Genomic DNA, 20733 nt, shown 5'->3' with positions numbered 1-20733 from the left:
TTGTTCAGACGCTTTCGCCTAAGAAAAGTTACTATCAGAACAGTTTTCCCTATATCGAGGCTGTGCAAAACGCATTCTGCACATTGACCAATTTAATGTTGTCTGTTGGATTTCATCATAAATGTCCCATAAGCTATCTACGATTCGCAGTTCAACATTCCGTACCAATAATGCTTGATAGACATCATCAAGCTCAAAGATAGCAATGGGCATTTGCGCTCTCTCACTAATATAATAGCCTGCATTGTCATCCTGTAATATAAATTCTCTGCTATCAAACTCATATAAATACAGTTTCGTATTTTTCAATACTTCAAACCATTTTCTTTCAATAACGACTACATGTGACGCAGTTGAGAGATAGCTTCGTTTATCTTGCTCCGTTGTTTGTGCCCCTGCATGAAAACATACACGTGGACAGTTTCGCGGTGTTAAATAATTTGGTAAGCATCTTTCATTGATTGCCCATACAAGCCCTTTTGTTGTATCTAAATCTTGCCGCTTTGGTATACGGGGATAAAAAATTTCTATAGTAGGGTTCTCACTTACGTGAAATAAGCGCAAGGTCATTCCTCCTTTTTCGTTGAATTCCCTCTCTTGTTATATTACTTTTTTCTATATATGAAGCAAGACTAATATTTTAAAAGTGTTCAGCTTTCTTCCTTCTCCACAACGACAAAATGCCAAAAAATTGTATTGACTTTCATTAAAATAAGCGTATTATTTTATTCTAGTGATAAAGATTATCATTATCATTCGAGAAAATAAAGTGAGGTTACTAACATGCTAAAAATGAAAAATTCTATGCTGCTATTAATGCTAGTGTCATTACTCGTTTTTGCTTTAGCAGCATGCTCTAATTCTTCTAATGAGGACACTGCTAAAAAAGATGACGAACAACCGAAAGACAATACATCAGAAACGACTGATGAACAGCAATATCCAATTACGATTCAACATGCTTTTGGTGAAACAGTTATTGAAAAAAAGCCTGAGCGTGTCGCAACAATTGCTTGGTCTAACCATGATGTTGCCTTAGCACTTGGTATTGTTCCTGTAGGCTTCTCCGCAGCAAACTATGGTGTTCAAGATGGTGAATTGATGCTTCCTTGGACTGCGGAAAAATTAAAGGAGCTTGGTGAAGAAAATCCAAACATTTATCAAGATACTGATGGTTTAGACTTTGAGGCAATTGCAGACTCTAATCCAGATGTTATTCTTGCTGCATACTCTGGTATTACACAAGAGGAGTACGATACATTAAGCCAAATCGCACCCGTTGTTGCCTATAAAGAAATTCCTTGGGTAACTTCTTGGCGTGACCAAATTACATTAAATTCGCAAGGTATGGGGATGGCTGCTGAAGGTCAGCAATTAATCGCAGATACAGAAAAATTAATTCAAGATAAAGTGAATGAGCATCCTGAAATTAAAGGTAAAAAAGCAGCATTTGCTATGTTTAGCGCAACAGACTTATCAAAATTCTATATTTATACGCCTGCTGACCCACGTGGTGAATTTTTAGTGGAGCTAGGGATGGAATATCCTGAAAGCATTAAACAGCAAATTACAGATGACAGTAGCTTCTATATTGAATTAAGTGCTGAAAACGCAGATGCTTTAGCTGATGTAGAAATTTTCATTGCTTATGGAGATGATACAACTTTACCTGCATTACAAGCTGACCCAATTTTAGGGAAAGTACCTGCTATTCAAAATGGCAATGTTGTTGTGATTGGTGATAATACACCGCTTGCAGCCGCTGGTACGCCTAGCCCACTATCAATTGCTTATACAATTGATGAATACCTATCCTTAATCTCAGACGTTGCAAAAAATGTGAAGTAATATGAATAAGTTACAAGCTACCGAACAAAAGCAATACTTTATCCCTAAACATTTTGGTAAGGTTTTACTTTTTCTTATCATTGTACTTGCGATATGTGTGATTGCTTCTCTGCTATTCGGTTCTCGTACAATTGGCTGGATTGGACTGATGGATGGTTTATTCCATCCTGATGCCCAGTCACATGAAGCCAGCGTTGTGCGACAACGAATCGTTCGAACAATTTTTAGTTTGCTATGCGGAGCGGCATTAGGTGTTTCTGGGGCACTAATGCAAGCTGTTACGCGCAATCCAATTGCAGACCCAAGTATTTTAGGGGTAAATACAGGGGCATCCCTTTTTGTCGTATGTGGGATCGCCTTTTTAAATATTAGTGCAGCCAGCCAGTATATCTGGCTAGCAATTGCTGGTGCTATGATCACAGCGATTTTTGTATTTGGTATAGGCTCTATGGGGGCAAGTGGGGCTACACCTCTAAAGCTTGTACTTGCAGGAGCTGCGACAAGCGCTATTTTATCGTCATTAGTTGTGGCGGTGATGATTCCGCGGACAAATGTCATGGATCAATTTCGGTTTTGGCAGGTTGGTAGTGTAGGTGCTGGTAGCTGGGATGCCATTCAGCTATTTATACCATTTTTAATTGTAGGTATGGTGATTGCCCTCTTTACAGCACCAGCACTTAATGCTTTAGCGCTTGGGGATGAAGTCGCAACTGGCTTAGGTGTTCGTACAGGAACATTGCGTTTATTTGCAGCACTGGGCGGTGTGCTTTTATGTGGGGCTGCTACAGCGCTAGCAGGACCAATTGGCTTTATTGGCTTATTAGCTACTCATATTGTTCGTCTTATTATTGGACCTGATATACGCTTTTTACTGCCGATGTCCGCCTTAGCAGGAGCGATTATTTTAACAGTGTCAGATGTTTGTGGACGACTTCTTGGTAGTCCCGGTGAGCTAGAGGTAGGTATTTTAACAGCCTTTATTGGCGCTCCAATCTTAATTTTAATTACAATGAAAGCGAAAATGCGTGCGTTATGATGAATGAAACATTGAAATCCATAATAGACGGCAGACAACGAAGAACAAGACGGTTTGTGATCACCACTTCTATACTCGCTCTTATTGCCATCATACTTTGCGGCACAATGCTGATGCTTGGAAACACCATTTATCCTGTTAAAGATGTAATCCATGTGCTCTTAGGGCAACATATACAGGGGGCTTCCTTTGCTGTCGGCACAATTCGATTACCACGAATGCTAGCAGGTGCATTTGCTGGCTTTGCATTTGGTGTTGGCGGCTATGTTTTCCAAACAATGCTACGCAACCCTTTAGCAAACCCAAATGTCATTGGTATTACGGCTGGTTCAAGCGCGGCTGCTGTATTCTGTATTATTGTTTTACAGGCAAGCAATACGATTGTGTCCATCGCTTCCATTGTTGGCGGATTAGCAACTGTGCTTATTATTTATGCGTTATCAAAAGGCTCCTCTTTTTCAATTGGTCGATTAATTTTAATCGGGATTGGCATTCAGGCAATGCTCAATGCATTCATTTCTTATTTAATGCTAATTGGGAATACGCATGATATTCCCTCTGCGATGAGATGGTTAAGTGGAAGCTTAAATGGTGCAAAAATGGAAACACTTTACCCATTACTAATTGCAGTGATGATCTTTACACCAATCCTATTATTTTTCGGGAAATATTTAGAAATGCTTGAGCTTGGTGAACAAGCCGCTACCTCTTTAGGGATAGATACAAATAAAACGCGAATCATCTTAATTATTTGTTCTGTATTAATGATTGCACTTGCTACGGCAACTACAGGACCAATTGCCTTTGTTGCATTCCTTGCTGGGCCAATCGCTAAAAAATTAGTAGGTGTCGGGTTTTCAAATATACTTCCAGCTGGGCTAATTGGCATTATTTTAGTATTGGCTGCAGATTTAATTGGTCAATTCGCATTTACAGCTAGATATCCAGTAGGTGTTATTACAGGCATTATTGGTGCACCATACTTAATTTACTTGTTAATTCGAATCAATCGAAAGGGAGATATATGATGAAACCAACACATATGCTTCAAGCTGAGCATCTAACATCTGGCTATGAGCAGAAAACCATTTTAGAAGATGTCAGCATTGCTATCCCAAGTAATAAAATTAGCATTATTATTGGTGCGAATGGTTGTGGCAAATCTACATTGCTAAAAACAATGGCACGCCTCATTAAGCCAACTGGTGGTCAAGTCGTCCTAGATGGCAAATCAATTCATCAAATGCCACCAAAGCAATTAGCGCGTGTGCTAGGGCTATTACCTCAATCCCCTATTGTGCCAGAAGGCATTACAGTGGCTGATTTAGTTGGGCGTGGTCGATTTCCTCATCAAGCATTATTTAAAGGATGGTCAAAGCAAGATTATGAGGCAGTTGCAGAGGCACTTGACATGATGAACATTACAGAATTTGCTGATCGCAATATTGATGAATTGTCAGGTGGTCAGCGCCAGCGTGTATGGATTGCGATGGCACTGGCACAGCAAACAGATATTTTATTTTTAGATGAGCCCACAACATTTTTAGATATTACATATCAGGTGGAAATTTTAGATTTGCTGACAGATTTAAATAAAAAACATGGTACAACGATTGTGATGGTACTGCATGATATTAACCTTTCCGCCCGTTATGCAGACCATCTATTTGCATTAAAAAATGGTCATTTACTGGCTGAAGGCTCACCAAAAGATATTGTAACAAGTGCGTTAATTAAAGAAACCTTTGATTTAGAGAGCATGGTGATTGAAGACCCTGTTTCTCAAACACCTTTAATTGTGCCTGTTGGTCGTTATCATGCTGTTTAATCCCAAAAGGGAATGTCTAAAAAACTAGACATTCCCTTTTGCCTTTTATGAACGTGGTTGAGAAATAGCCGTGACAGCTTGCTTTTTCATTGTTAGCCCTTTGCCTACTAGCATGACAAGCAATGCAAGGAACACAATTGCACCTGCAAAGACAAGTGCCGCTTTATAGCTATTATAAACCTCTACAAGCTGCCCCGCGATAATTGGTCCTATAATTTGCCCAAAAGCATATACCGTTGTTAATAATGACACAACTAAGCCACTTTGTGTTGGGAATAGCTGGCGTGCATACGATGTTGTAAGTGTAACAATGCCTACAAACGTTAAGCCAAATAAAAACGATGCTAACAATACACTCCATACGGTTTGCGACAATACAGGTAATAAAATGCCAATCACTTGAAGTATATATGCCGCCATTAAAATTTTTATTGCTGAAAATTTTTCTAATAATAATGTCCAAACAGGTGCTGATGGAATCGCAGCTAGTCCAACAATAACCCAGCTATATGACGAGTAAGCTCGTAAAGATGGGATATTATGAATAATATCAACTAAAAAAGTACCTGTAATAATATAGCCTAATCCCTCTAAGCCATAGGATAAAATAAGCCATAGCATAAAGCCCTTTACCATTGTTGTATCAAAGGTATTCTTTGTTTTTATGCTATCCTGTACGCCTAAGCCTTTCCATAAACGATATGTAATGGCTAAAAAAATAGCTGATATTATCCCTAAACCTATCCATGTCCCCTGCCATGCAAATTGTTTTTCAATCATTGGCACACATAAGCCTGAAATAGCAATGCCAAGACCAATACCACTAAATACATAGCCTGACCATCTTGATAGTGATTGCTTTGCTAAATAGTCCATAATAATACTGGATGTTAAAACAAAAATAATTCCCCCTGTAATACCAGCGATTAAGCGCAGCACAAGCCAGACACTATATACTTCTAGCAAGCCCATCATGCCAACAGATAGCACATTGATCACAACGTTCACTAATAAAACGGTTTTGCGCTGACGAGCAATAAACCCTGCCCATAATGCCCCTATAAAATAACCGATATAATTACTGGAAGCTAAATAGCCAGCTACCTCCAATGAAAACCCTGCATCGTGACGCATAAATGGTAGAATCGGTGTAAAAGCAAATCGACTAATCCCCATTGCAATTACTAGTAATAAAATGCCACCAAAAACAATTCCCATATGTTGTCGATTCATTGTTATTCACCCCCATATATTTGATTGTAATATAAAGGATACAGAGTAAAAATTAATAAATCTAATATATAATATATATGAAATTATAAAAATTTTTTATTAAAGGTGTGTTTATCATTTATGAATTTACATGCATTGCGTTTATTTACAAAGGTTGCTGAGCTTAACAGCGTGTCCAAAGCAGCACAGGCACTTAGCATTAGTCAGCCCGCTGTTACCATTCAAATACGCAATTTAGAAAAGGAACTAGGCCTACGTTTATTAGAATCGAAAGGTCGAGGTATCACCTTAACGCAAAATGGAACCTTTTTATTTAAACAAGCACAGCGTTTATTTGATTTAGAATTGGATATTGAAAATAAAGTAGCACAGTTGAAAAATACAGGCAATGAGGAATTGCAAATTATTTCTACACATGTGCCCTCTCATTTTTTATTGCCAAAATGGCTGGCTCACTTTAAACAGGTTCACCCAACCGCTCATATTCATGTAAAAACGGCTAATTCACAGCAAGTTATAGAGGAACTGCTTCATTACAAGGCCGATTTAGGTTTTATTGTTAAAGAAGATGGGCATCATCCTGATATTACCTATCAATTTCTAATGAATTTAGACTATTGGTTTATTGTACCCTACCAGCACCCACTTGCAGGTCAAACGGTTTCACTGGCAAAGCTAATGCAGCAGCCCTTTGTGTCAAGGGAGGATGGTAGCTCCACCAAGGAATTTTTAAATGCTTTATGTAAAGTACATAAAATTCCACCACCTAAAGTCGGGCTGCAACTCGATGGTATCAACGAATCCATTCATGCTATTGCCGCAGGCTATGGTACGATGCTTGCCCCGTCCATTGCCGCTTCTAGCTTTATCCAGCAGCAGCAAATTGCGCGAGTTTTTATTAAGAATATGGATATTCAGCGCCCTATTTACTTATGTACACGAAAAAATGAGCCGCTTTACGCCTCCTCCTTTCATAGCTTTCTTCATATTATTAATGAATCTATCTGATTAAATGTTGGCGTTCTATGTTAAAGTAGAACGCCTATAAATGGAGCGGAATTACCCCTGTATTGAGCGAACACATCCTTTTATTGAGCACTCACGCTTATAAATTGAGCAGTTCTATCTATGAATATTCGCTTTTTTATAGACTAAACCGTTATAATAGCCTATAATAATCGGTATTATTAACAACAAACGAACATTAAGGTGGTTTTTATGACAGAATATACGCAAATATTTAAAGGAACAGCTTTTACTAGTAAATCCCCTACTGAAATCCAACTATTAAAGGACTATTTATTTTTCATTAATGCAGAGGGCATGATCGAAAAAATAGTCGCTCCTGACCATGCGGATTATCCGCAACTATTAGCTACCTATCAGCATCACAGCAATTTCCATCAATTAGCTGAGGGCCAATATCTTTTACCAGGCTTTGTCGATTTACATGTCCATGCACCACAATGGGCACAATCGGGTACAGCATTAGATATTCCACTTTATGATTGGCTCAATACCTATACATTCCCAATCGAATCCAAATTTTCTGACATAGCTTTTGCCCAAGAGGTTTATGAGGATTTAGTAAGCACATTGCTTGCCAATGGTACAACAACATCACTTTATTTTGCCACTGTGCATAAAGAAGCAAGCATCCTTTTGGCAAAAATCTGTGCGGAAAAAGGACAGCGTGGACTTGTTGGGAAAGTAGTGATGGATGATGCCGAGCAAAATCCAGATTTTTATCGCGATGCCAGCACACAAGCAGCATTAGCTGATACAGAGGCGTTTATTGTGGCTGTCAAGGAATTAGCAAAAACAACTAAGCAGGGTGTTTATCCAGTTGTTACACCACGCTTTATTCCAAGCTGTACAGATGAGGCTTTAAAGGGCTTGGGCGAATTAGCAGCGAAATATGATACACATATTCAATCGCACTGTAGCGAAAGTGACTGGGAGCATGGCTATGTCAAAGAACGATTCCATAAAAATGATGCTGTTGCCCTGCATGACTTTGGTCTCTTAGGCGATAAATCTGTTATGGCACATTGCAATTTTTTAAGCGATGAGGATGCCCAATTATTTGCTGAAACAGGGACAGCTATTGGTCATTGCCCAATCTCCAATGCTTATTTTGCTAATAGTGTTATTCCTATCGCTCGCTTCCATGCAATGGGTGTGGATATTGGCTTAGGCACAGATGTGTCAGGTGGGTTTTCTCCAAGCCTTTTTGATAATGCACGCCAAGCTGTTATCTCCTCAAGAATGCTAGAGGATGGTGTGGATACGACAATTCCAGCCGCACAGCGTGGCGTACCAAATTCACGCATTACAATTAATGAGGCTTTCTACCTTGCAACAGCAGGTGGAGGCGAAAGCTTAAGCCTTCCTATTGGTCGTTTACAGGAAAACTATGCATGGGATGTTCAGGTTATTGATACAGCAATCCCTTCTGCTAAGCTACCTATTTTCGACCAGCATGAGGATTTACACGATATTTTCCAAAAAATAATGTATCTTGTTCGTCCTGAAAATATTCGTGAAGTCTGGGTGCAGGGCAATAAAGTTCATACTAGAGGCTAATTTGATCTTGGCTCAGCAAATTCTTTTTGTACCGAAAGCATTAGCGACAGGCACAATTACGCTGGAGCGTAATTGATTAAAATCTACCATTTTGAGGTGTACATTTCCGTGGAAACGCAGCATAACAAACTAGCTAATCAATCAGCAAAAACACAATTGACCGTCTTACCACATGAGAAAATTTCTTTTGGTCAATCAGCACTGCTTGGCTTACAACATGTCATGGCAATGGATGTGTATGTTGTACCATTTTTAATTGCTATGTTAATTGGCTTACAAACAGGTCAAGCAAGTGCCTTAATTCAATCAACCTTTATTGCAGCAGGACTTGCGACCATTGTGCAAACACATTTCTGTATGAAGTTCCCAATGGCACAGGGTCCATCCTATGTACCACTTGGAGCCATTGTTGGAATTTATGCAGCAAGCGGCAGTGGTGATCTAGGCTGGAGTACCGTATTAGGAGCCAGCTTAATTGGGGCAATCTTGGTGATTATTTTAGGCTATACAGGTATCTTTAATAAAATTGTTAAAATATTTATTCCACCAATTGTTGGCGGTACAATTATTTTTGTTGTTGGGCTATCATTAATGCCTGTCGGATTAAGTGATAATATTTTTAATGGCGCAGGCGCATCGATGACACAAAATATCTATTTAGCATTAATTACAGCAGGTGTTTTAGTGCTTTGCGTTATGCTAGGCTCTGTTTTTCAGCAAAAAGGACGAGTATTTCGTATTGCTTCCGTTATTATCGCTTTAATCGCAGGCAGTATAGCTGCAAATATAATGGGCGTTTTAGATTTATCTGCCGTATCACAGGCACGCTGGTTTAGTATGCCTCAAATTCCATTTGCCGATTTTGGCTTTAGCTTTAATATTTCAGCAATTATTACAATGATTATTATTTATATTGTGTTAATGGCAGAAACAACAGGAACATGGTTTGCCATTAGTAATGTTATCGACCAGCCATTAACCGAGCGACAAATTAACCGTGGTGTGGTTGGTGAAGGGATTGGCTGCTTTATTGCTTCCTTTTTAGGCTCTACACCTGTTACAGGGTATTCAACAAATGCAGGCGTTATCTCGATTACAGGTGTTGCCAGCCGCCGTGTATTTATTGCTGTAGGGGCTTGGTTTATCGTATTTGGCTTCTCTGGTAAATTAGCTGCGCTTATTTCAGCTATTCCTTCGGCTGTTATTGGTGGCGTCTTTGTTATCGTCTGCGGTATTATTGCGATTAGTGGCTTACAGGTTATGAAAAATGAATATATTGGTGAGAAGGAAATGTATGTTATTGCTATACCTGTTATTTTAACATTAGCATTAACCGTCCTACCTGATGACTTCTTATATTCTTTACCGACAACCATTCAATATTTATTTGGCTCACCAATTGCAACAGCAGCTTTAGTAGCTATTATCCTGAATAAAATCTTACCAAATACTAAGTAAATAATTATGCACAGCTCCCTATCCACTATTGAGTAGCAGGTGCTGTGCATTTTTTAGCTATTTAATTGCGCTATATTCTGCTATACTAGAGCAAAAAAGTAGGGATTTAGAATGCTATATGATGTGGTAATTGTAGGTGCAGGCTCCATGGGCATGGCTGCGGGGTATTATTTAGCAAGGGCAGGAAAAAAGGTGCTGCTGTTAGATGCCTTTAATCCCCCACATGAGGAAGGCAGTCATCATGGGGATACACGTATTATTCGTTTTGCCTATGGTGAGGGCACAAGCTATGTACCTTTTGTGAAAAGAGCTGGCGAGCTATGGCAGGAGCTAGAAAGTTTAGTAGATGAACGCTTATTTTTACAAACAGGTGTGGTTAATATTGGCGAGCCCACAAGCTCCTCTATTCAAAATGTGAAGGCAAGTGCACAGCTCTACCATTTAGCACTTGAATGTTATTCAGCAGAGGAAGCAATGGAAAAATGGCCGGGATTAGCCCTCCCCGCAAATCTCGTCGCTTGCTTTGAACCAACAGCAGGTGTCCTCCGTGTTGAGGCATGTATACAGGCATATAAAAAATTAGCATTAGCTGCTGGTGCAACCTTGCAAACAAATGACAAGGTGCTCGCTATTCAAGCAGGTGACATTGTACATATCCAAACAGCGAATACTACCTATCAAGCAAAGCAATTAATTGTTACAGCTGGCGCATGGGCAACCGAGTTACTAGCAACTATGAATATATCAATTCCTGTTACACCAACACGTAAAACCTTTGCTTGGTTTGAAGCAGATGAACAGCTTTATCGTGATGCTGTTTTCCCAGCTTACGGGATTGAGTTAGCAGATTCTTTCTATTACGGGTTTCCAAGCATTGATGGTGTAGGATTAAAATTAGGTCGACATGATGGCGGAGAAGCGGTTGATCCAAATGAACCATTGCACCCCTTTGACGATAATGATCGTGAAGATTTACAGCAATTTATTCAGCAATTTATGCCACAGCATGGTGCATTCAAATACGGCAAAACGTGCAAATATTCCATGACACCAGATGAAGATTTTATTATTGATTTTTTACCTAACCATCGCAATATTGTCATGGCAGGGGGCTTTTCTGGGCATGGCTTTAAATTTAGTAGTGCCGTTGGCGAGGTACTTTCCGAATTAATCCTAGATGGTACAAGCAAGCAGGATTTAACACCATTTAAAATTAGTCGATTTTGTTAAATGATAAAAGGATTGATGCACATAGATTGCATCAATCCTTTATATATATAGATTAACTCCTCTCCTATATGGGTAAAATCATGTATACTTACGCTAATAGATATCTTAACTAGGCAAATATTTTCTATGGTAATATACTTTACATTAACCATTTTACCTTGTACGATATTCTTTGCTTTCAGTAATCATTGTTATATGAATCTCCCCCTCTATTACTAATAGTTATCCTATAAACTTATCTAGTAATCGTTTATGGAAATGCCATTGCTTCTGTGCGGGTTCGTCTATAATTACCTGTAACAACGAAAGGAAGTTTAATAATGAACTTAGAAAAAAACGTTCAACTCAAGCAACCAAAATATCAGCAAATAGCCATTGATCTTGCTTCGAAGATTGTCGAAAGAAAATATCGTATTGGCGATAAAATCTATGCACGCTCCTCTCTTGCAAGTCAGTATAATGTTTCAGCTGAAACAGCAAGAAGAGCGATAGCCGTTTTACAAGACCTAGAAATTGTTGAAGCTTCAAAAGGGAGCGGTGTTATCATTAAATCGTATGAAAAAGCGGCGCAGTTTGTTCGACAATTTCATGATGTGCAATCCATCCATGAAATACAAAATGAACTTTTGACAAGCATTCACAAGCAACAGCAAGAACTTATCACGTTGCAGGAAAAGGCAAAGCAGCTTATTAGTCGCACGGAGCATTTCCGTTCGGTTAATCCATTTATTCCTTATCAATTAGAGCTAACTGCTGATAGTCCATGCATCCACCAAACTGTGCAAGCCTTAAACTTTTGGCAAAATACTGCTAGCACAATTGTTGGTATTCGACGTGGCAATGAATTATTAATATCCCCTGGTCCCTATGTATCTTTTGAAGAGGGTGACGTCATTTATTTTATTGGTAATGATGAAAGCTTTGCTCGAGTTCAAAGTTTTTTATATCCGAATTAAAATCCGTATAAGCGCTGATATTACAGCGTTTATGCGGATTTTTTCTAATTTGTCGATTTGACAAAAGTGACAACTCTTTGTTAAAGTAAAGTTGTTACTTGTTTATTTTTGGGTATCATTATCCTCAAATAGTAATACTCTACGGAAGGAATGTTTCTATGGAAAAAATAAAAGTAGAACACGTATCTAAAGTGTTTGGTAAGCATATTCCCCAAGCACTAGAACTCGTTAAGCAACAAAAAAGTAAAACTGATATCTTAAAACAAACAGGTGCAACTGTTGGTGTATACGATGCAAGCTTTACAGTAAATGAAGGTGAAATCTTTGTTATTATGGGGTTATCAGGAAGTGGTAAATCAACACTTATACGGCTCTTAAACCGACTTATTGAACCAACGAGCGGAAATATATATATTGACGGTGAAAATATTTCTACAATGGGAAAAGAAAGTTTACGAACTGTTAGAAGAAACAAAATGAGTATGGTTTTCCAAAACTTCGGTTTATTCCCTCATCGTACATTACTTCAAAATACCGAATACGGCCTTGAAGTCCGAGGCGTTCCAAAGGAAGAACGACAAGCTAAAGCAGAACAGGCCCTCGAAAATGCTGGACTACTCGCTTACAAAGATCAATATCCCAGCCAATTATCAGGTGGTATGCAGCAACGTGTTGGTTTAGCACGAGCGCTAGCCAATGACCCTGAAATATTATTAATGGATGAAGCTTTCTCTGCACTTGACCCGTTAATTCGTAAAGAAATGCAGGATGAGCTACTTGATCTACAACAAACATTGAAAAAAACGATTTTATTTATTACCCATGATTTGAATGAAGCTTTACGCATAGGAGATCGCATCGCTATTATGAAGGATGGTTCTATCATTCAAATTGGTACAGGTGAAGAGATATTAACAAATCCAGCAAATGATTATGTCAAAACATTCGTTGAAGATGTAGACCGTTCAAAAGTATTAACAGCAGAAAATGTCATGGTGCGACCTGTTTCTGTCAATATAGACCTTGATGGTCCTAAAGTAGCACTAAAACGTATGCGTCAGGAAGCAGTGAGCTTACTGATGGCTGTTGATAAAAATCGTCATTTAAAAGGCTATATTACTGCTGATGATGCATTAGCCGCAGCTAAACAACAGGAGCAAACCGTTCATTCAATTGTGCAATCAGAAGTATTAACAGTTCCTCCAGATATGCTAATTCAGGATATTTTAGGAATGATTTACAATTCCCCTACTCCAATTGCCGTTGTGAAAGATGGACGCTTACTAGGTGTGCTGATTCGAGGCGTTGTCATCCAAGCACTTTCAACGAGCGATGAGGAGGCTGAAGTACATGAATAACTTTCTAGATAATAAATTACCACTGGCTTCATGGGTAGAATCAGCTATGGACTGGTTGACGAGTAACTTTTCTGCGTTCTTTAACTCTATTCAACAATTCGGAAAGCTACTCATGAATCAGGTCACTGATTTATTAATTAGTATCCCAGCTATTATTTTAATCGCACTTGTTGTTATACTTGCCTTTTTTATTACAGGCAAAAAATTCGGGCTTGCCGTATTTTCATTAATCGGCTTGTTGTTTATCTACAATCAAGGTTTATGGACAAATCTTATGGAAACAACCACGCTCGTAATCTTTTCAAGTATTATATCCATTATTATTGGTATCCCACTTGGAATTCTAATGTCCAAATCAACAATTGCCGAGAGCATTATTAAACCAGTGCTTGACTTTATGCAAACAATGCCTGGCTTTGTCTACTTAATTCCTGCGGTTGCATTCTTCGGTATCGGTATTGTACCTGGTGTTTTCGCATCTGTTATCTTCGCCCTACCACCAACTGTACGTATGACAAACTTAGGTATTCGTCAAGTACCTAAAGAGTTAGTGGAAGCAGCTGACTCTTATGGTAGTACAGGTAGCCAAAAGCTATTTAAAGTAGAAATTCCTCTTGCTAAATCAACAATTATGGCAGGGATTAACCAAACTGTTATGCTATCACTTTCAATGGTTGTTATCGCCTCTATGATTGGTGCGCCTGGTCTAGGACGTGAAGTATTAACAGCACTACAACGTACACAGGTTGGTAATGGTTTTGTTGCTGGCTTAGGCTTAGTTATTTTTGCGATTATTATTGACCGCTTAACGCAAAGCTTTAATAAAAAGAAAGCATCCTAAAATTATTAATCGTTCTTGCTTATACCTGCTGATAGGTATATAGCAGTTTGATATAAAATTAGCAAGAGAAAGGGAGATTCGATGAAATTCAAAACACTATCAAAAATAGGAATGGCTTTAGGCTTAGGCTTAATGCTTGCCGCTTGTAGCAGTGATGACTCAGGTTCAGATTCTGGCAGCAGCAGCAGCTCTAAAGAGGTAAATCTAGCTTATGTAGAATGGGATACAGAAATTGCCTCTACAAATGTTGTTGGGCAGGTGCTTGAAGACTTAGGCTATGATGTTACATTAACACCACTTGATAATGCTATTATGTGGGAGGCTGTTTCAAAAGGTGAGGCAGATGGGATGGTAGCTGCATGGCTACCACATACACACGGTACGCAATACGATAAATATAGCGCTGACCTAGATGAGCTTGGTGAAAACCTTGCTGGTGCAAAAATTGGCTTAGTTGTCCCACAATATATGGATGTTAATTCTATTGAAGATTTAACAAATGAAGCAGACAAAACAATTACAGGTATTGAACCTGGTGCTGGTATCACGGCTGCTACTGAAAAAGCATTAGAAGACTATGAGAATTTAGCAGATTGGAGCCTTGTTACTTCCTCTTCTGGTGCCATGACAACTTCATTGGATAAAGCACTAAAAAATGAGGAAGAAATCGTTGTTACAGGCTGGTCACCACACTGGAAATTTGCGAAATACGACCTTAAATATTTAGAGGACCCGAAAGGCTCTTATGGTGGCGAAGAAACAATTAATACATTTGCACGTAAAGGGCTAAAGGAAGATTTACCAGATGTTTATTCTGTACTAGATAACTTCCACTGGACACCAGAAGATATGGAAAGCGTGATGTCTGAAATTACAGATGGTAAAGATCCAAAAGATGCTGCTAAAGACTGGATTGCAGCAAATCCAGATAAAGTTGAAGAATGGACAAAAGATGTAACAAAATAAACTAAAAAATGCACTTTCGCCATTATAGCGGAAGTGCATTTTTTCTTTATGATAATAGCTTCAACATAATAGCGGCTCCTAAAACAAGCACAATACAAGCAACTCGTCGCCAGTCCTTCGATTCATTAAAAAATAACATCCCTAGCAGGGCTCCTCCTGCTGCACCAATACCTGTCCAAATTGCATAGGCTGTTCCCATTGGCAAAGTTTCCATCGCATAAGCAAGCCCTACAAAGCTTAAAGCAAATGCTAAAATCAGCAGCCCTAAATTTTTAATGCTCTTTGTTTCATTATATTTACTAATCATATAAACACCCATCATTTCACATAGCCCAGCAACTACTAATGCCATCCATGCCATTATCTTGTCACCTCTTTTTCCTGTGGCTCACCTGTTACAAGCTTTAAGCCGACAACACCTGCAAGCAATATAACAATACAAATAATTTTCGACAGCTTCCATGGCTCTCCGAACAACAAGCTATCGGCACAGACGGTTCCTGTTGTACCTAAGCCAACAAACACAGCATATACCGTACCAACAGGTAAATGCTCCCCTGCTTTAATGAGTAAATAAAAACTAACAAAAATCGCAATAGCTGTGCCAATCCATTCTAATACACTATTGGCATGCTTTAAGCCAATAACCCAGCCAACCTCAAAACAAGCTGCAATAATAACACTGAACCATTGTTTATTCATCCTAAATCCCTCCATATTTTTAGCCAAATAAAAAAAGCCTAAAGAAACTGTCTAACAACAGTATCTCCCAGGCTTTTATCCTTCCGTGTCACAAAATGAATTTGTGGTTTTCTCTCGGACCAGACTAGCATAAGCTACGGAACCCTAGAAAACTTTGACGCTATTATGTTCTTTTTAGTATAACAAATTTTTTAATTCTTTGCCACTGGCACATAGCCAACCTTTTCGATTATTGCCTGTCCTTCATCTGAACATATCCAATCAATCAGCTTCTGCGCATTGGGATTTTCTGTTCCTGCTGTCACCGCATAAAATTCAGCTATTAAAGGATACGTACCATTTTGGATATTTTCCTTTGTCGGCGCTACACCATCAATGGATAATAATTTTATTTCCTTATTCTGAATCATTTCTGTAGAATAATAGCGGAATGTATAGCCAATCGCATTTTTATAATTTCGATATTTTGAAACCTCTTGAATAATACCGCCCATTCCTGAGGCAATATCTTCAGTTGGCGCTTCCATAATAGGCTGATCACCCATCAGCTTTTCAAGTGCTGTTTGACTACCGCTATCTGCTGGACGCTGAAAAGCACGGATGGCATCATCCTGACCACCTACCTCATGCCAATTTGTTATATCACCCGCATAGATTTGCTTTACCTGCTCAAGTGTTAAATTATCAACACTATTGTTAGCATGAACAAAAAAGACAAATGCCTCCCGTCCAATTGGTGTCATATTAAATGCTAGTCCCTTGTTTTCAGCCTGCCATTGCTGTGATGTAGATGGAGCCGCTACAAAAATAATATCTGTATCGCCTACTAATAAATTTTGATAGGCTTCTGGTGTACGGCTAACCTTTACGATACTGTCATACGGTGAATAATTATTTTTAGGATAGGTCGCCTCTACAAATGCCGCATACAAAGGGTACATAGCTGTTGCACCATCTAAGCGTGGCAATGGCTGTGTTAACTGTAAGGATGCCTCTGTATCAGACTTTATCACCTTATTATTGCGCGAAAATGGCTCATAGGCAAAGACATCAATTTCTGCATCTACAGTAGGAATGCTCATCTTATAATAGTAGCGAATCGGTTGAATGGTAGCTATTAGCAATGCCACACTAAGAATACCTATGACCCAACCCTTTTTCGTTTTTGTATTGAACCAATTCATCATACTACAAACAATTAGCACAAATAAACAAGCGGAAATTGTCCAGACTAACCCCATAAGATGTAAATGCCCGCCTAGTATTAAAATAAACGTTACTATAAATGTCACAAATGATAGAGCAATTAATATACTGACAATTTGTAGAAGCTTCATCATTATTAATCTCTCCCTTTTAGTGTAATTTTACACTAATGATACTTAAAAAATAAGCCGCTTGCAACTATATATTCTGAAAATTATGTTAAAATTAGTTTTGTATAGCAAGGAGGAATGTACATATGGCAATTGAAAAAGTACGTCAGCATTTAGCACATTGGCATGTTGAACATAAAATACAGGAATTGGAGGAAAGCTCTGCCACTGTCGAATTAGCTGCGCAGGCATTGAGCTGTGAGCCTGAACGCATTGCAAAAACCTTATCATTTCTGGTGGACGACAAAGCAATCTTAATCGTTGCGGCAGGCGATGCGAAAATTGACAACGCTAAATATAAAGCATTATTTGGTACAAAGGCAAAAATGCTGGCAAAAGAGGATGTGGAGGACAAAATTGGACATGATGTTGGAGGCGTTTGCCCTTTTGGTGTCAATGAAGATGTGGACATTTATTTAGATGAATCACTTAAACGCTTTACAACCGTCTTCCCAGCCTGTGGAAGTAGTAATTCTGCTATCGAGGTCACTATTTCAGAGCTAGAAACCTACACACCTTATAAAGAATGGGTGGATGTATGCAAGGGCTGGCAATAATAAAGCATAAAAAAATTGGCAGCACTAGTTAAAGATGCTGCCAATTTTAGCGTTCATTTAATCACATGAGCCACCAGAATCAGATGAGCTGCTAGAATCACTTGAGCTTGAATAGCTATCATAGGTGGAACTATAAGAATCACAGCGCTCGTTTGCAGTGCTAGACGCAATATTTATCGTGTTAAATGCATGATCATTCGTTGACTCCTGTGTGGCACGATGTAGCGTCTTTCGCTTTCTACGATTCTCTAAATATCTTTTAAACATCTCAATCTCCTCCCCAAGGTTCAATCGATTACGTCATTATCTCTATTAACTATAAATCATTTTTTATAGGAATACAAAGATAGCCTCCATTATTAAGTGGCAAAAGCATCACTAACCATTAACTTTTTTACCATATGTCATATAGCGCCATAACTTTTCAAACGGCCCCATTGTAAAAAATTTAAACCATATTACGCTAAAAATAATTTGAATAGCAAAAATAAGTAAGGCGATAACAGCAATATTTGATGGCGAAACAACTTCAAGCCCCATCAATGAAATAATTGCTGTACCAATTAAGCTTTGACATAAATAGTTTGTTAAAGCCATTTGCCCCACTCGTCCAATGGGCTGAAGGAGCTTTGCTAGTTGCTTATTGTCCAAGAGTATAAATAAGCAAGCCAAATAAAAATAAGCTGTTGGAATAGTTCCTAGACTAATGATCGCTTGGATATGTGCATAGTCTGCCTGTGATGCAAACCAAATCCATATGGAGAAGCCAATAAAGAATGGGCATGTTATATATAGTATCCATTTAATATTATCGCTACATTGCTGAATCCAGCCTGCTTTCGCTACATAAAAACCACTTAAAAACATAATAAAAATGGTCATTGCATCATTTCCTAAAAAATTAACAACACTATTATGGGCTATAAACAATTGTCCTACAATAGCAAGTAGGTGAAGTGTCATAATAGCAAACAGCCATCGACGAATCGTTGTCATTTGTGCACGATAAAATGGCAGCAATAAAAAACCAATGACTGCATACATGGCTAAAATCGAACCCCAAAATATCACTATATGCACAATACCTATGATAAATAAGGCGATTAAACGTCTAGCAAAGCATCGTTTCGGTTGATCTCCCCTTGCCTCTGCTCGTGAGGCAAAAATATAAAAACCAACACCAAATAAAAAAGAAAAAATTGAAAAGAATTTCTTTTCGATAAAGATATTAATAAGGGCATCAATCACGCCATTAATACCGCTATAATCAGGCATTGGCCCTCCCTCTATCATAACCTGATAAGCTCCTACATTGATAAATAAAATACCCAATAACGCTAATCCTCGAATAATATCTAAGGAAACAATACGTTCTTGTTGTGGAATGGATGAGTTCATATTGCTAATGCTCCTTTTGTTAAGCTATAGCTATCATAACGTTCCATCCTTACAGCTATTTTCTTTTAAGCTTACAGCAACCTTACAAATCAATATATTTTTATGTTTTAGTTTTTCATCCTTCTTTATCAAGAAATTCGACATATTTTACAGTAAAACCATTTTAGAAAAGAGGTTACCTTCATGCATCAACATCGCAAGTTTGGTTTTTGCTACCCGGGCTATCGCTATTGTGGTCCAGGCTGTTCAGGTCCTGGCATGCCTACAAATGCTGTAGATGCTTGCTGTCAACAGCATGATGAATGCTATGCGCGCTACGGTCGTTCAAGATATTGTGATCAATTATTTCAGCAATGCTTACGCCCTTTTATGAACACGCCCCATAAGATAGCTAAAGATGCTAGATTATTTCATAAAGTGTTTGAATTACGTAATCGATTCTTTTAGCCCTCAAGTGATTATTTAACGATGTTTTTGCTCCTTTTAGTTTCACGCTCAGATATATTTATCGGATGCTTTCGTTAAATACCTAATAGATAAAGCTATTTCTCGAATGTAATATTTTACCTAAACAATAAACCTATTAGCTCAAAATTTTTAAGGCTTTCTGCATCATGTATAAATAAAGACGCTATAGAATAATGAAATAAATAGAAAAAAGAATAGGAGAAGATAGAATGGGTGTATCTCTTTATTATACATGTATACGCAATCAACCATTAACCAACGAAGAACAGCAAAAAATAACGGATATTGTTACGACATACAACAAAAACTTTCAATGGTCAAATATTGGGGAAACCTTTTATGTTTATGATGCTGATGCGACTGACACTATTTTTCAAGGATCAACAAAGCTACCTTTAGTAGATGATTACGAAGCAACAGTACAAACGCTGTTTTATTGGCTGCAATGTTTGACGGATATTCGCAGAGCAATCATTGGAGGAGATTGGCATGTGCATTTAGATGATACAGATGCTATTTGGGATGATCAAGAAGGCTGGCAAATGCCAAATAACTAAAAGGGAGCTGAATATCATGAAAGGAATCAACTATTTAGAAATAATGTATAAGGATGATTATTATCCAGATTTTTTAGTTGATAAAATTAAAGTATTGTTAGAGGAGGTTGTGCAATATTTAGAGCAGGGCTCCCATTCCCTAGAGGAGATTCAAGAGAAATTTGATACGATAACACTAGCAATTAATGATTTAGAGGATGCATTTTATGAGCATAATAGTGAGCTTGAAACAGTTGCCAGGGATAGTATTGCAGAAACGGTGATTGCGATATTACAGGCATATGATATTGCAATTGATGTAGAGGAAGCATTAAGAGAGCGTGAGTGGTAAATAA

23 protein-coding genes and 1 riboswitch are annotated in these 20733 nt (G+C 38.3%); of the genes, 16 read left to right on the top strand and 7 right to left on the bottom strand.

Annotated features, from left to right (window positions below; genetic code table 11):
* Positions 1-18 precede the first annotated feature (18 nt).
* Positions 19-564 (bottom strand): DUF6886 family protein, encoded by a 546-nt coding sequence (locus MHB42_RS06315; protein WP_340805093.1) that lies wholly within the window; start codon positions 562-564, stop codon positions 19-21.
* Between the two features lie 219 nt (positions 565-783).
* On the opposite strand from MHB42_RS06315, the gene MHB42_RS06310 reads away from it, so the two are divergent.
* From MHB42_RS06310 to MHB42_RS06295, 4 genes are read left to right on the top strand one after another with little or no spacing between them, the layout of a single operon-like run.
* Positions 784-1848, top strand: coding sequence for an iron-siderophore ABC transporter substrate-binding protein (locus MHB42_RS06310; RefSeq protein ID WP_340805091.1), 1065 nt, complete (start codon positions 784-786; stop codon positions 1846-1848).
* A gap of 1 nt (position 1849) precedes the next feature.
* Complete coding sequence (locus MHB42_RS06305) at positions 1850-2884, top strand: FecCD family ABC transporter permease (protein ID WP_340805089.1); 1035 nt, start codon at positions 1850-1852, stop codon at positions 2882-2884.
* Positions 2881-3912 (top strand): FecCD family ABC transporter permease, encoded by a 1032-nt coding sequence (locus MHB42_RS06300; RefSeq protein ID WP_340805088.1) that lies wholly within the window; start codon positions 2881-2883, stop codon positions 3910-3912. Before MHB42_RS06305 ends, MHB42_RS06300 begins: the two co-directional genes overlap by 4 nt.
* Positions 3912-4712 carry an ABC transporter ATP-binding protein gene (locus MHB42_RS06295; RefSeq protein ID WP_340808543.1) on the top strand — a complete coding sequence of 267 codons (801 nt, stop codon included), beginning with the start codon at positions 3912-3914 and terminating at the stop codon, positions 4710-4712. Before MHB42_RS06300 ends, MHB42_RS06295 begins: the two co-directional genes overlap by 1 nt.
* A 45-nt stretch (positions 4713-4757) precedes the next feature.
* Here the strand turns inward: MHB42_RS06295 and MHB42_RS06290 are convergent, their stop codons facing one another.
* Entirely contained in the window at positions 4758-5945 is a 1188-nt protein-coding gene (locus tag MHB42_RS06290; protein ID WP_340805087.1) for a YbfB/YjiJ family MFS transporter, read from the bottom strand.
* A 120-nt stretch (positions 5946-6065) separates the two neighbouring features.
* Between MHB42_RS06290 and MHB42_RS06285 the strand changes: the two genes are divergently transcribed.
* The 8 genes from MHB42_RS06285 to MHB42_RS06250 all read left to right on the top strand — a co-directional run bounded on the left by MHB42_RS06285 (position 6066) and on the right by MHB42_RS06250 (position 15340).
* Positions 6066-6953, top strand: coding sequence for a LysR family transcriptional regulator (locus MHB42_RS06285; protein ID WP_340805086.1), 888 nt, complete (start codon positions 6066-6068; stop codon positions 6951-6953).
* Between the two features lie 210 nt (positions 6954-7163).
* Complete coding sequence (gene guaD / locus MHB42_RS06280) at positions 7164-8531, top strand: guanine deaminase (RefSeq protein WP_340805085.1); 1368 nt, start codon at positions 7164-7166, stop codon at positions 8529-8531.
* 108 nt (positions 8532-8639) lie between these two features.
* Complete coding sequence (locus tag MHB42_RS06275; RefSeq protein ID WP_340805084.1) at positions 8640-9989, top strand: uracil-xanthine permease family protein; 1350 nt, start codon at positions 8640-8642, stop codon at positions 9987-9989.
* Positions 9990-10100: 111 nt separating this feature from the next.
* Positions 10101-11219, top strand: coding sequence for an N-methyl-L-tryptophan oxidase (solA, locus tag MHB42_RS06270; RefSeq protein WP_340805083.1), 1119 nt, complete (start codon positions 10101-10103; stop codon positions 11217-11219).
* 320 nt (positions 11220-11539) lie between these two features.
* Complete coding sequence (locus MHB42_RS06265; protein WP_340805082.1) at positions 11540-12175, top strand: TrkA C-terminal domain-containing protein; 636 nt, start codon at positions 11540-11542, stop codon at positions 12173-12175.
* A gap of 158 nt (positions 12176-12333) precedes the next feature.
* Entirely contained in the window at positions 12334-13533 is a 1200-nt protein-coding gene (locus MHB42_RS06260) for a quaternary amine ABC transporter ATP-binding protein (protein ID WP_340805081.1), read from the top strand.
* Positions 13526-14374: an ABC transporter permease gene (locus MHB42_RS06255; protein ID WP_340805079.1), complete on the top strand. Its 849-nt coding sequence runs from the start codon at positions 13526-13528 to the stop codon at positions 14372-14374. The genes MHB42_RS06260 and MHB42_RS06255 overlap by 8 nt, the downstream gene beginning before the upstream one ends.
* Positions 14375-14455: 81 nt before the next feature.
* A complete protein-coding gene (locus MHB42_RS06250; RefSeq protein WP_340805077.1) occupies positions 14456-15340 on the top strand; it encodes a glycine betaine ABC transporter substrate-binding protein in 885 nt (294 codons plus the stop codon).
* A gap of 46 nt (positions 15341-15386) precedes the next feature.
* Here the strand turns inward: MHB42_RS06250 and MHB42_RS06245 are convergent, their stop codons facing one another.
* The 3 genes from MHB42_RS06245 to MHB42_RS06235 all read right to left on the bottom strand — a co-directional run bounded on the left by MHB42_RS06245 (position 15387) and on the right by MHB42_RS06235 (position 17382).
* Positions 15387-15701, bottom strand: a complete 315-nt coding sequence (locus MHB42_RS06245; protein WP_340805075.1) for a DMT family transporter — start codon at positions 15699-15701, stop codon at positions 15387-15389.
* A complete protein-coding gene (locus MHB42_RS06240; protein WP_340805074.1) occupies positions 15701-16042 on the bottom strand; it encodes a DMT family transporter in 342 nt (113 codons plus the stop codon). Before MHB42_RS06240 ends, MHB42_RS06245 begins: the two co-directional genes overlap by 1 nt.
* 62 nt (positions 16043-16104) lie before the next feature.
* Positions 16105-16201: riboswitch (guanidine-I (ykkC/yxkD leader) on the bottom strand.
* Between the two features lie 32 nt (positions 16202-16233).
* Positions 16234-17382, bottom strand: a complete 1149-nt coding sequence (locus MHB42_RS06235; RefSeq protein ID WP_340805072.1) for a PstS family phosphate ABC transporter substrate-binding protein — start codon at positions 17380-17382, stop codon at positions 16234-16236.
* Between the two features lie 122 nt (positions 17383-17504).
* Between MHB42_RS06235 and MHB42_RS06230 the strand changes: the two genes are divergently transcribed.
* The gene (locus MHB42_RS06230; RefSeq protein WP_340805070.1) at positions 17505-17975 is read left to right on the top strand and encodes a YbaK/EbsC family protein; all 471 of its coding nucleotides are present in this window, start codon (positions 17505-17507) and stop codon (positions 17973-17975) included.
* Between the two features lie 57 nt (positions 17976-18032).
* Here the strand turns inward: MHB42_RS06230 and MHB42_RS06225 are convergent, their stop codons facing one another.
* Entirely contained in the window at positions 18033-18242 is a 210-nt protein-coding gene (locus MHB42_RS06225; RefSeq protein WP_340805069.1) for a hypothetical protein, read from the bottom strand.
* Between the two features lie 111 nt (positions 18243-18353).
* Positions 18354-19373 (bottom strand): DUF418 domain-containing protein, encoded by a 1020-nt coding sequence (locus MHB42_RS06220; RefSeq protein WP_340805068.1) that lies wholly within the window; start codon positions 19371-19373, stop codon positions 18354-18356.
* A gap of 183 nt (positions 19374-19556) precedes the next feature.
* Between MHB42_RS06220 and MHB42_RS06215 the strand changes: the two genes are divergently transcribed.
* The 3 genes from MHB42_RS06215 to MHB42_RS06205 all read left to right on the top strand — a co-directional run bounded on the left by MHB42_RS06215 (position 19557) and on the right by MHB42_RS06205 (position 20729).
* Positions 19557-19820, top strand: a complete 264-nt coding sequence (locus MHB42_RS06215) for a Parvovirus coat protein VP1-like protein (RefSeq protein WP_340805067.1) — start codon at positions 19557-19559, stop codon at positions 19818-19820.
* Between the two features lie 230 nt (positions 19821-20050).
* Complete coding sequence (locus MHB42_RS06210) at positions 20051-20398, top strand: hypothetical protein (protein WP_340805066.1); 348 nt, start codon at positions 20051-20053, stop codon at positions 20396-20398.
* A 16-nt stretch (positions 20399-20414) separates the two neighbouring features.
* A complete protein-coding gene (locus MHB42_RS06205; RefSeq protein WP_340805065.1) occupies positions 20415-20729 on the top strand; it encodes a DUF5713 family protein in 315 nt (104 codons plus the stop codon).
* Positions 20730-20733: the final 4 nt, after the last annotated feature.

This window comes from Lysinibacillus sp. FSL K6-0232 (genome assembly GCF_038008325.1).
Taxonomy (GTDB): Bacteria; Bacillota; Bacilli; order Bacillales_A; family Planococcaceae; genus Lysinibacillus.
Note: the sequence above shows the minus strand (reverse complement) of the source record. Positions and strands in the feature narration are given on the sequence as shown.

Coding starts and splice junctions, on each gene's coding strand:
- MHB42_RS06310 (WP_340805091.1), top strand. CDS start 784: ATGCTAAAAATGAAAAATTCTATGCTGCTATTAATGCTAGTGTCATTA.
- MHB42_RS06305 (WP_340805089.1), top strand. CDS start 1,850: ATGAATAAGTTACAAGCTACCGAACAAAAGCAATACTTTATCCCTAAA.
- MHB42_RS06300 (WP_340805088.1), top strand. CDS start 2,881: ATGATGAATGAAACATTGAAATCCATAATAGACGGCAGACAACGAAGA.
- MHB42_RS06295 (WP_340808543.1), top strand. CDS start 3,912: ATGAAACCAACACATATGCTTCAAGCTGAGCATCTAACATCTGGCTAT.
- MHB42_RS06290 (WP_340805087.1), bottom strand. CDS start 5,945: ATGAATCGACAACATATGGGAATTGTTTTTGGTGGCATTTTATTACTA.
- MHB42_RS06285 (WP_340805086.1), top strand. CDS start 6,066: ATGAATTTACATGCATTGCGTTTATTTACAAAGGTTGCTGAGCTTAAC.
- guaD (WP_340805085.1), top strand. CDS start 7,164: ATGACAGAATATACGCAAATATTTAAAGGAACAGCTTTTACTAGTAAA.
- solA (WP_340805083.1), top strand. CDS start 10,101: ATGCTATATGATGTGGTAATTGTAGGTGCAGGCTCCATGGGCATGGCT.
- MHB42_RS06265 (WP_340805082.1), top strand. CDS start 11,540: ATGAACTTAGAAAAAAACGTTCAACTCAAGCAACCAAAATATCAGCAA.
- MHB42_RS06260 (WP_340805081.1), top strand. CDS start 12,334: ATGGAAAAAATAAAAGTAGAACACGTATCTAAAGTGTTTGGTAAGCAT.
- MHB42_RS06255 (WP_340805079.1), top strand. CDS start 13,526: ATGAATAACTTTCTAGATAATAAATTACCACTGGCTTCATGGGTAGAA.
- MHB42_RS06250 (WP_340805077.1), top strand. CDS start 14,456: ATGAAATTCAAAACACTATCAAAAATAGGAATGGCTTTAGGCTTAGGC.
- MHB42_RS06245 (WP_340805075.1), bottom strand. CDS start 15,701: ATGGCATGGATGGCATTAGTAGTTGCTGGGCTATGTGAAATGATGGGT.
- MHB42_RS06240 (WP_340805074.1), bottom strand. CDS start 16,042: ATGAATAAACAATGGTTCAGTGTTATTATTGCAGCTTGTTTTGAGGTT.
- MHB42_RS06235 (WP_340805072.1), bottom strand. CDS start 17,382: ATGATGAAGCTTCTACAAATTGTCAGTATATTAATTGCTCTATCATTT.
- MHB42_RS06230 (WP_340805070.1), top strand. CDS start 17,505: ATGGCAATTGAAAAAGTACGTCAGCATTTAGCACATTGGCATGTTGAA.
- MHB42_RS06225 (WP_340805069.1), bottom strand. CDS start 18,242: ATGTTTAAAAGATATTTAGAGAATCGTAGAAAGCGAAAGACGCTACAT.
- MHB42_RS06220 (WP_340805068.1), bottom strand. CDS start 19,373: ATGAACTCATCCATTCCACAACAAGAACGTATTGTTTCCTTAGATATT.
- MHB42_RS06215 (WP_340805067.1), top strand. CDS start 19,557: ATGCATCAACATCGCAAGTTTGGTTTTTGCTACCCGGGCTATCGCTAT.
- MHB42_RS06210 (WP_340805066.1), top strand. CDS start 20,051: ATGGGTGTATCTCTTTATTATACATGTATACGCAATCAACCATTAACC.
- MHB42_RS06205 (WP_340805065.1), top strand. CDS start 20,415: ATGAAAGGAATCAACTATTTAGAAATAATGTATAAGGATGATTATTAT.